Origin of the sequence: Streptomyces sp. 8K308, assembly GCF_004348315.1 — a bacterium.
Lineage (GTDB): Bacteria > Actinomycetota > Actinomycetes > Streptomycetales > Streptomycetaceae > Streptomyces.
On record NZ_SMKC01000351.1, the window covers coordinates 1 to 7,215 of the forward strand.

A 7,215-nucleotide genomic window follows, 5' to 3' on the forward strand; every position below is an offset into this window, starting at 1 on the left:
GGTCGGCGGGGGTGGGCATGGAACTGCCCGGCAGCTGCACGGCGGCGGCGCCGTGCGCGAGGGCGGCGGCCAGCGCCGCTGGGCCGCGGCCGCCCGAGGTCAGGAAGCCGGCGAGGGACGCGTCCCCGGCGCCGACGTCGCTGCGCACGGCGGCGACGGGCGCGGTCCCGAAGTACAGCCCGGTGTCGTCCACCAGGAGCTGGCCGGCCGCGCCGAGGCTGGCCAGCACGGCGCGCGCACCCGCGGCCCGGAGCTCCTCCGCGGCCTTGGCGGCCTCGCCGACCGTGGCGAGGCTGCGGCCGACCGCGGCGGCCAGCTCCTCCGCGTTGGGCTTGATGACGTCGGGCCGCTCGGTGAGCGCCCGCAGCAGGGCGGGTCCCGAGGTGTCCAGCGCGATCCGGGCGCCGGCGCGGTGGGTGCGCGCGACGAGCCGCGCGTACCAGCCGTCGTCGAGGCCGCGTGGCAGGCTGCCGCAGCAGGCGGTCCAGGAGGCGGCGGCCGCGTGTTCGCCGGCGGCCTCGAGCAGCGCCTCGCTCTCCGCGGCGGTCAGCTCGGGGCCCGCCGCGTTCAGCTTGGTGAGGGTGCCGTCCGGTTCGACGGCCGAGACGTTCACGCGGGTGCGGCCGGTGACCTGCACGGCGGCGACGTCGATGCCCTGGTTGGTCAGCAGCCGTTCGAGCAGCGCGCCCTCCGGGCCGCCGAGTGGCATGACGGCGGTGGTGCGGTGGCCGGCCGCCGCCACCGCGCGCGAGACGTTGACGCCCTTGCCGCCCGGGTCGACGCGGTCGCCGCCGGCCCGCAGCACGGCGCCGCGCTCCAGCGCCGGGATCTCGTAGGCGCGGTCCAGGCTCGGGTTGGGGGTGACGGTGAGGATCACGCGCGCCGCACCTCCGTGCCGGCGGCCTCGATGGCGCGGGCCTCCGCGTCCCCGAGGCCGGTGTCGGTGACCAGTACGTCCACCTGGCGCAGCGCACCGAACCTGGCGAAGTGTTCCTGGCCGAGCTTCCGGGAGTCGGCGAGCAGCACGACGCGGCGGGCGGCGCCGATCAGCGCCCGCTTGACCGCGGCCTCGGCGAGGTCGGGGGTGGTGAGCCCTGAGTCGGGGCCGAAGCCGTTGGTGGCGAGGAAGAGGACGTCGGCGGTGATCTCGCCGTAGGTGCGCAGCGCCCAGGCGTCGACGGCGGCCCTGGTGCGGTGCCTGACCCGGCCGCCGACCACGTGCAGCTCGATGCCGGGGTGGTCGGCGAGCCTGGCGGCCAGCGGCAGCGCGTGGGTGACGACGGTGAGGGCGGCGTCCAGCGGCAGGGCGGCGGCCAGCGCGGCCGTGGTGGTGCCGGCGTCGAGGATCACGCTGCCCTCGTCGGGCAGCTCGGCGAGTGCGGCCTGGGCGATGCGCTCCTTCTCGGCGACGGCGGTGGCCTCGCGCTCGGTGAGGTCGGGCTCGAAGTCGAGCCGGCCGACGGGGATGGCACCGCCGTGGACCCGGCGCAGCACGCCGGCCTTGACCAGGGTCTTCAGGTCGCGCCTGATCGTCTCGGCGGTGACCTGGAACTCGTCGGCGAGGGCGAGGACCTCAGCCCGGCCGCGCTCCCTGGCGAGCCGGAGGATCGCCTGCTGCCGCTCGGGTGCGTACATCTGTGTTTCTGCCCGTCCTATGCCCAGATATCTGTGGTTTGGCTCGGATGTTACGCCCGAGGCGCAGCGAAGTAAACAGATCCGGAAACTGTCTGGGCGCAAATGGGCTCGGTCGTCTCGGGCCGACGGCGCCGACGGCCGTCCGCGAACGCGGACCGGCCCCCGCGGCGATCGCCGCGGGGGCCGGTAGGGAGCGGGGAGGAGGCGAGGCTCAGTGCGCGAGCACCGGGACCGGCTCCGCCTCGCCGAGACCCTTCCCTCCCTCGGGCCGCGCCTGCGGGCCCCTGTTGTTGATCAGCAGCCCGGCGACCACGGCGGCGGCCACCAGGATCCCGAAGGCCCACCAGATCGCCGAGGTGAAGCCCTCCACCATGGCGGCCGGGTCGATCGGGAGCACGCCGTGCTCCTCGGCGTACGACGTGGTGGCGCTGGTCGCGACGGTGTTCAGCGCGGCGATGCCGATCGCGCCGCCCACCTGCTGCGACACGTTCACCATGGCCGAGGCCACGCCCGCGTCGGTCGGCCGCACGCCCGTCGTGGACAGGCTCATGGCCGGCATGAACGAGGTGCCCATGCCGAGGCCGAGCAGCAGCATGGCCGGCATCAGCAGGCCCGCGTAGGAGCTGTCCAGGCTGAGCTGGGTCAGCAGCAGCATGCCGAGCGAGGCGGTGAGCAGGCCGGGCACCATCAGGTTGCGCGGGGCCACCCGGGTGACCAGCCGCGCGCCGATCTGCGTCGAGCCGATGATCATGCCGACCACCATCGGCAGGAACGCGAAACCGGTCCTGACCGGCGAGTACCCGCGGACCACCTGGAGGTAGTAGGTCAGGAACAGGAACAGGCCGAACATCCCGATGATCGCCAGGCCGAGCGCGAGGTACGCGCCGCCCCGGTTCCGGTCGGTGATGACCCGCAGCGGCAGCAGCGGGGCCTTGACACGGGACTCGACGAGGGCGAACAGCGCGAGCAGCACGGCGGCGGCGACGAACATCGTCACGGTCAGGCTCTCGCCCCAGCCCTCGTGCTCGGCCCGGGTGAACCCGTAGACCAGGGCCACCAGACCGGTCGAGGCGAGGATGACGCCGGGGATGTCGAGGCGCGAGTGGTTGCGGGCCGACTCGGGCTCGCGGATCACCAGCATGGCACCGGCGGCGGCGACCACGGCGAACGGGATGTTCACGTAGAAGGTCCAGCGCCAGTCCAGGTACTCGGTGAGCGTGCCGCCGAGCAGCAGGCCGATGGCCGCGCCGGCACCGGCGATGGCGCCGTAGACGCCGAACGCCTTGGCGCGCTCCTTGGCGTCGGTGAACAGCACGGTCAGCAGCGAGAGCGCGGCGGGCGCGAGCAGCGCGCCGAAGACGCCCTGCAGGGCGCGGGAGCCGAAGAGCATGGCCTGGCTGGTCGCGGCGCCACCGAGCGCGGAGGCGAGCGCGAAGCCGATCAGGCCGATCGCGAAGGCGCGCTGCCGGCCCCACAGGTCGGCCACCCGGCCACCGAAGAGCAGCAGTCCGCCGAAGGCGAGGGCGTAGGCGGTGATCACCCACTGCGTGTTGGCCTGGCTGATGTCGAGATCCTGCTGGGCCGAGGGCAGCGCGATGTTCACGATGGTGCCGTCCAGCACGACCATCAGCTGGGCTATGGCGATGAATATCAGCGCCTTCCAGCGCCTGGGGTCGAGGGCGCCGGCAGCCTGGCTGACGGCGGATTCCGGTGGCATAAGGGTGGTTACCTCACGTTGTCGGGCTGATCGCTTGGGCTGATTTAGGGGCGCAAATGGGTCCCGAGGGTGTGCCTGCGTGGAGACAGACCCGCGTGGGAGGGAGAAGTCATCGCCGCTTCGGCGCGGCGGTGCGTCGGTGGTCAGGGGCGGCCCGGGGGGCCGGTCAGCGGAGCTCGTCCTTGAGGTCCTCGAAGTGCCTCGCTCGGCCGGGCAGCACGCTGCGTGCTGGCGTGCGCAGGCCGTCGAGGAAGATCTGCAGGTGGCGCAGGGCCAGGTCCTCGCTGCCTCCGCAGGTGCCGGGCAGCGGGAGCGTCAGGCGGCCGATCGCGATCAGCACGTCCCCGGCGCCCACGTCGCGGCGCAGCTGGCCCGAGGCGTGTGCCCGGGAGATCACCCGCTCGGTGATCTCCCGCATCTGCCGCTGGCTCTCGAGCAGGCGCGGGTCCTCCTTGTCGAGGTGGCCGGCGATCAGCGGGCAGAGCCCGCCGATGCGCTCCCGCGCGGCGCTGAGGACGAGGGTGGAGAGGGTCTCGAACGGATCGTGCTCCGCGGCCATGGCCGCCTCGGCGCGGTCGACGAGCTGTTGCTTCACGTAGAGCAATACATGGAGGAGGAGTGTCTTCCGATCGGGAAAGTGGCGGTACAGCGTGGCATTGCCGACGCCGGCGCGTCGAGCGATTTCATCCAGGGGCGCGTCCAGGCCGTGCAGGACGAACGACTCGCGCGCGGCGGCGAGGATGCGCTCGCGGTTCCGCATGGCGTCGGCACGGAGCCGAGGTGCCTTGGCGGTGGCGATGGTGCTCACGATGCCGCTCCCTGGGACCTGTCGCGCGAACGCCGGTCGGCGCCGCGATGAACAACCGGGGATCCGGTCCCCGGTTGAGTCGGACAGTGTCCAAAACGGAGAGAGCGTCCCCGGATATTTCGCGAGTCGCTGTGTTCTGAGTCACATGCCGCGGGCCCGGTGCCGAGCGGCGCAGCACAAAGCCTCGGCGCCGACGTGGCGCCGAGGCTCACGGTCCCTCTCTCACTGCTCGGTCGGTCAGCGCGCTGGCGGGGGGACGGCCCGACCGGCCGCCGTCACGCCGCCGCGTCGAATCCCGAGTCGTTCGCCATCCGCTTCAGCTCGAGCAGCGCGTGCTTCTCGATCTGGCGGATCCGCTCCCGGGTCAGACCGTGCTGCTTGCCCACCTCGGTGAGCGTGCGCTCCCGACCGTCCTCGATGCCGTACCGCGCCCTGATGATGGCCGCGGTGCGCGCGTCGAGCCGGCCGATCAGGTCCTCGAGGCCCTCCCGGCGCATCATCACCAGCACCGACTGCTCGGGCGTCGCCGCCGAGGTGTCCTCGAGCAGGTCGCCGAACTGCGTCTCACCCTCGTCGTCCACCGACATGTTCAGACTGACCGGGTCACGGGCCCAGTCCAGCACGTCCTGCACGCGCTCCGCCGTCGAGCCGAGCTCCTTCGCCACCTCCGCCGGCTCCGGCTCACGGCCGTGCTCGCGGTTGAACTCCCGCTGCACCCGCCGGATCCGGCCGAGCTCCTCGACCAGGTGGACGGGCAGCCGGATGGTGCGCGACTGGTCGGCTATCGACCGCGTGATGGCCTGCCTGATCCACCACGTCGCGTACGTCGAGAACTTGAATCCCTTGGTGTAGTCGAACTTCTCCACGGCCCGGACCAGGCCGGCGTTGCCCTCCTGGATCAGGTCGAGCAGCGGCAGACCGCTCCGCGGATACCGCCGCGCGACCGCCACGACCAGACGCAGGTTGGACCGGATGAACACGTCCTTGGCGCGCTCACCCGCCTTGACGAGCTCCTTCAGCTCCTCCTCGGAGGCCGAGGCCGAGGCGCTGCCGGCGACCGGCTCCTCCTCGCCCCGGAGAAGGCGCTCCGCGTACAACCCGGCTTCGATCGCGAGGGAGAGCTCCACCTCCCTCGCCGCGTCGAGCAGCGGGGTGCGGGCTATCTCGTCCAGGTACATCCCGACCAGGTCGCGCTCCGTGGCATCGCTGCCTGCGCTGGACCGGACACTGCCCGTCGTCTCGACACTGTCATCGGTGTCCGAACGCCGGGCGACGGCACGGGTTGCCATACGCGTGCTCCCTTGCGAAGTGATCAATTCCTACTCGAACCCACTCACATCGGGGTCCCTTGTCAGACCAGGACGGGGACGCCCCCTTGCCTCCCGCATCCGTAACGAATCAACGACGGGAATCCGGACAGAATTCCCAAGCGGTGCATCTTTTTCTCGGCGATGCAGTACCCTGCCCCACTGCGCCAGCCCCCCTGCTCCCCGTGGGACATCGCTCCCACATCCCTCAAGACGAACAACGCCCCCGCAAAGTTGCGCGAACGCCGTTTCCGCCCCGCGTCTCGCCCCGCTCGCCGTCCGTCCCCGCGGACCCTCCGGGTACCCGCCACCCGAACGCGTCATTCCACGGGCGCCCGGCCGATTCGGCGCTCCATCGTGGACGCATGCCGCACATACCCGGCCGCCGGGCCGTGCTAGCCGCCGGCGGGTCCATCGCCCTCCTGCTCGGCAGCACGCCCGGCACCGCGGTCGCCCCGCTGACCGGAACCCCGGCGCCCGGCTCCACCGCGGCCACCGCCTGTGCCCCCGAGGCACCCACTGGCCTCGCCGAGGGCCTGACCGAGACCATCGGCGCCACCCCCGGCTTCACCGACGCCACCGGCACCGTCTCGGCCCTCACCGTCTTCATCGACTTCCCCGACGCCGAGGCCGAGATCAGCACCCGCGAACGGTTCGCCGAGTTCTTCCCCGAGACCGCCGAGCACTTCGCCGCCAGTTCCTACGGGCGCCTCGACTACCGCGCTGTCCCCGTGCACCGCTGGCTGCGCATGTCCCAGCCCTTCGAGGACTACGGCATAGACCGGGGCGCCGGCTGGCGCCCCGACGATGACCAGGGCTACAACCGCCTGCTCCACGAGATAGTCGACGCCCTTGCCGACGACCCGGACTTCCCCGGCTTCGGCGACCATGACCTGATCAACGTCCTCGCCACCCCCAACGCCGGCCCCCCGGCCACCGAACAGGTGCTGTCCGTCACCTTCCCCGGCCGCGACCTCGTCCCCACGCCAGACGGCGGCGCGCTGCGCGACGTCAGCTTCATCTGGTCCCACCAGCCGGGCGACCCCTACCGGGTCCTGCTCCACGAGAACGGCCACGTCTTCGGCCTCCCCGACCTCTACTGGACCGATCACGCGCCCGCCCCCGACACCCTCGCCGGCCACTGGGACGTGATGGAGCAGGACTGGGGACCCGGCAACGACTTCCTCGCCTGGCACAAGTGGAAGCTCGGCTGGCTCGCCGCCGACCAGGTCGACTGCGTCGCCGAGGCCACCACCACCGAGCACGTCCTCACCCCCGTCGGCACCCCGGGCACCGAGGGCACCCGCCTCGTGGCCGTACGCACCGGCGAGCACGAGGCGCTCGCCATCGAGGTGCGCGCCCCCGGCGGCCTCGACGACGTCGTCTGCCGCCCCGGCGTCCTCGTCTCCCGGATCAGCACCGAGACCGCGAGCGGCCTCGGCCCGGTCCGCGTCGCCGACGCCACCCCCGGCAGCGCCGGCTGCCAACCCACGCCCGACCCCCAGGTCACCGCCGAGCTCACCGACGCCCCCTTCGTCCCCGGCGAGACCTTCCGGGACCGCGACGCCCGCGTCAGCGTGCACGTCCTTGACGCCGACGACGCCGGACGGCACCGGATACGCGTCACCCGCTGGTGACGTGGCCGCGCGGCGCGGGTAGGTTGCCGGTCAGCGCCGCGTGGGCGCCTCCCGCGGTCGGCCTGGGGCACATCCCACGACCGGCTGGGGGAGGGGCGAGAGCCCGGGGAG

The 7,215-nt window shown here is 72.7% G+C and carries 6 protein-coding genes; 1 reads left to right on the forward strand and 5 read right to left on the reverse strand.

Annotation, left to right across the window (positions count from 1 at the left end; translation table 11 throughout):
* From pfkB to E1265_RS30810, 5 genes are all read right to left on the reverse strand, one after another.
* A partial coding sequence (gene pfkB, locus E1265_RS30790; RefSeq protein ID WP_132934260.1) for a 1-phosphofructokinase occupies window positions 1–877 on the reverse strand: 877 nt, incomplete at its 3' end.
* Window positions 874–1,635 (reverse strand): DeoR/GlpR family DNA-binding transcription regulator, encoded by a 762-nt coding sequence (locus E1265_RS30795; protein WP_132934261.1) that lies wholly within the window; start codon window positions 1,633–1,635, stop codon window positions 874–876. The genes E1265_RS30795 and pfkB, both read right to left, overlap by 4 nt.
* Window positions 1,636–1,846: 211 nt before the next feature.
* Window positions 1,847–3,352, reverse strand: a complete 1,506-nt coding sequence (locus E1265_RS30800) for an MFS transporter (protein WP_132934262.1) — start codon at window positions 3,350–3,352, stop codon at window positions 1,847–1,849.
* A gap of 166 nt (window positions 3,353–3,518) precedes the next feature.
* A complete protein-coding gene (locus tag E1265_RS30805; protein WP_243741234.1) occupies window positions 3,519–4,160 on the reverse strand; it encodes a TetR/AcrR family transcriptional regulator in 642 nt (213 codons plus the stop codon).
* A gap of 275 nt (window positions 4,161–4,435) precedes the next feature.
* Window positions 4,436–5,449: a sigma-70 family RNA polymerase sigma factor gene (locus E1265_RS30810; RefSeq protein ID WP_132934263.1), complete on the reverse strand. Its 1,014-nt coding sequence runs from the start codon at window positions 5,447–5,449 to the stop codon at window positions 4,436–4,438.
* 383 nt (window positions 5,450–5,832) lie between these two features.
* On the opposite strand from E1265_RS30810, the gene E1265_RS30815 reads away from it, so the two are divergent.
* A complete protein-coding gene (locus E1265_RS30815) occupies window positions 5,833–7,104 on the forward strand; it encodes a M6 family metalloprotease domain-containing protein (RefSeq protein ID WP_132934264.1) in 1,272 nt (423 codons plus the stop codon).
* The last annotated feature ends 111 nt before the right edge of the window (window positions 7,105–7,215 follow it).